2 protein-coding genes are annotated in these 1,851 nt (G+C 69.3%); both read left to right on the top strand.

Annotated features, from left to right (window positions below):
• Positions 1-1,028 (top strand): phosphotransferase family protein (locus RF646_RS13225; RefSeq protein WP_368836232.1); only part of this gene is annotated, 1,028 nt, incomplete at its 5' end.
• Positions 1,029-1,051: 23 nt separating this feature from the next.
• Complete coding sequence (locus tag RF646_RS13220; RefSeq protein ID WP_035964316.1) at positions 1,052-1,780, top strand: phosphotransferase; 729 nt, start codon at positions 1,052-1,054, stop codon at positions 1,778-1,780.
• Positions 1,781-1,851: the final 71 nt, after the last annotated feature.

Genomic DNA, 1,851 nt, shown 5'->3' with positions numbered 1-1,851 from the left:
CCCGTCCTGAGCATCCGTCCATGGCTGATCGACTGACTCGTCTGGCCGGTCAGGCCCCGGCCGCGGTCGGCCTGGGCTCGTCACCCGGAGACGGTGACGAGGTGCGTCTGCTGGGGCAGGGGGAGAGCTTCGCGGCGTGGTTGCTGGAGGCCGGCGGGCAACGGGTGGTGGTGCGGATCGCCCGGCGTCCGGTGGAGGAGCTGCCGCGGCCGATGCGGGAGGAGTTCCACGGACTCGGCCTGGTCCTGGCCGGTATCGGACCGCAGGCGCTGGTGCTCGAGGAGTCGGCGGACAACCCGTTGGGTGCTCCGTACATGGTGGTCACCTTCGTGCCCGGCCGTGTCCTCCCACCGGGGGAGTGGACCCCGGCCCTGATCCGGGCCCACGTCCAGCAGATGGCTCGCCTGCATGCCCAGCGCTTCGAGCGCTGCGGAGACCTCACCGCCGAGACGGGAGAGCGCCGGGCGAAGGTGGACATCGACGGACAGTTCACTGCCGGGCTGGACTGGTGGGCGGACAACCACCCGGCCGTGCTGGCCGAGCCCGACGTGACACGACTGGCGCGGGAAGTGGGGGCGTATCTGCGCGGCGCACAGAAGACCTTTGACCGGTTGGAGTCCTTCGCTGTGATCCACGGGGATCTGTTGCTGCCCAACATCCTCGTCGACGGGGACACCGGGGTGCGCTACATCGATTGGGAGTGGTCGGAGATCGGGGACCCCGCCCAGGACCTCGCCTATCTCGGCGGGCAGATCACCGTGGACCCGTGGCACCTGCCCATGACCCGGGCCCAGACCCGGGACCTGGTCGAGGCCTACCTGGCGGCCAGCGAGCACCGGGCGGCCACGGGCACCGTCGACGAGGTGCTGGTCCGCCGTGACGCCTGGGAGATCTACGAACGGTTCCTCACGTCCCTGCACCACCGCAGCCTCCTGGCTGGCCGCCCCGACCTGACCGAACAGGAGCGGAACATGTACACCAATGCGGTTACCCACGTCACCCGGGAGTTGGGTCGCCGGCTCGGCTGAGGCCCTCCGGATAGGGTCGTGCCATGGAAGAGGAGATGTTGACCGGCGGCAACTCCACCACCGTCGTGCGGGTCGACGACACTGTCCGTCGCACTGTCGGACCCTGGACCACGGCGGTGCACCAGTTACTGGTCCGGTTGCGGGCGGAAGGGGTCACCGAGGTTCCGGAGTCTCGCGGGGTGGACGAGGACGGTCGGGAGGTCCTGTCCTACATCGTCGGGGTGGTGCCCGGTTATCCGTTGTCCGAGTGGGTGTGGGCGGATACGGTCCTGGTGGCGGCAGCGCAGCTGATGCGCCGGATCCACGACGCGTCCACCGCGCTGGTGGGGGAGGACCTGGTCTGGCAGCTGCCCACCCACCACCCGGTTGAGGTGATCTGCCACAACGACTTTGCCCCGTACAATCTGGTGTTCCGCAACGGCCAGCTGCGCGGGGTGATCGACTTCGACACCGCCTCCCCGGGCCCGCGAATCTGGGACCTGGCCTACTTGGCCTACCGGTTGGTGCCGCTGACCGATGACGCGCACGACGGCGGCCCGCCCACACCCGACCGTGCGGGCCGCTTACAGTTGCTGATCGACTCCTACGAAATGCCCTACGAGCCCGCAGAGTTGCTGGCTGCGGTGGCGGCACGGCTGGAGGAACTCGCGGCGTTCACCGACGCACGAGCCGCCGAGACCGGCCGGGACGACTTCGCCGAGCACGCCGCGATGTACCGCCGCGATCGTGACCGGGTGCTGGCCACCGGTTGACACTCACCTGGGTGACGCACCGCCCGCAGCGGTGGTCACTGATAGGTTCCCCACCATGAAGACGGTGTGAG

The sequence above is a fragment of the Kocuria sp. CPCC 205261 genome, from assembly GCF_040981025.1.
Lineage (GTDB): Bacteria > Actinomycetota > Actinomycetes > Actinomycetales > Micrococcaceae > Kocuria > Kocuria marina.
This window is presented reverse-complemented; position numbering and strand designations above follow the sequence as displayed.

Bases quoted from the DNA above. Each gene is read 5' to 3' on its own strand.
- RF646_RS13220 (WP_035964316.1), top strand. From the start codon at position 1,052: ATGGAAGAGGAGATGTTGACCGGCGGCAACTCCACCACCGTCGTGCGG.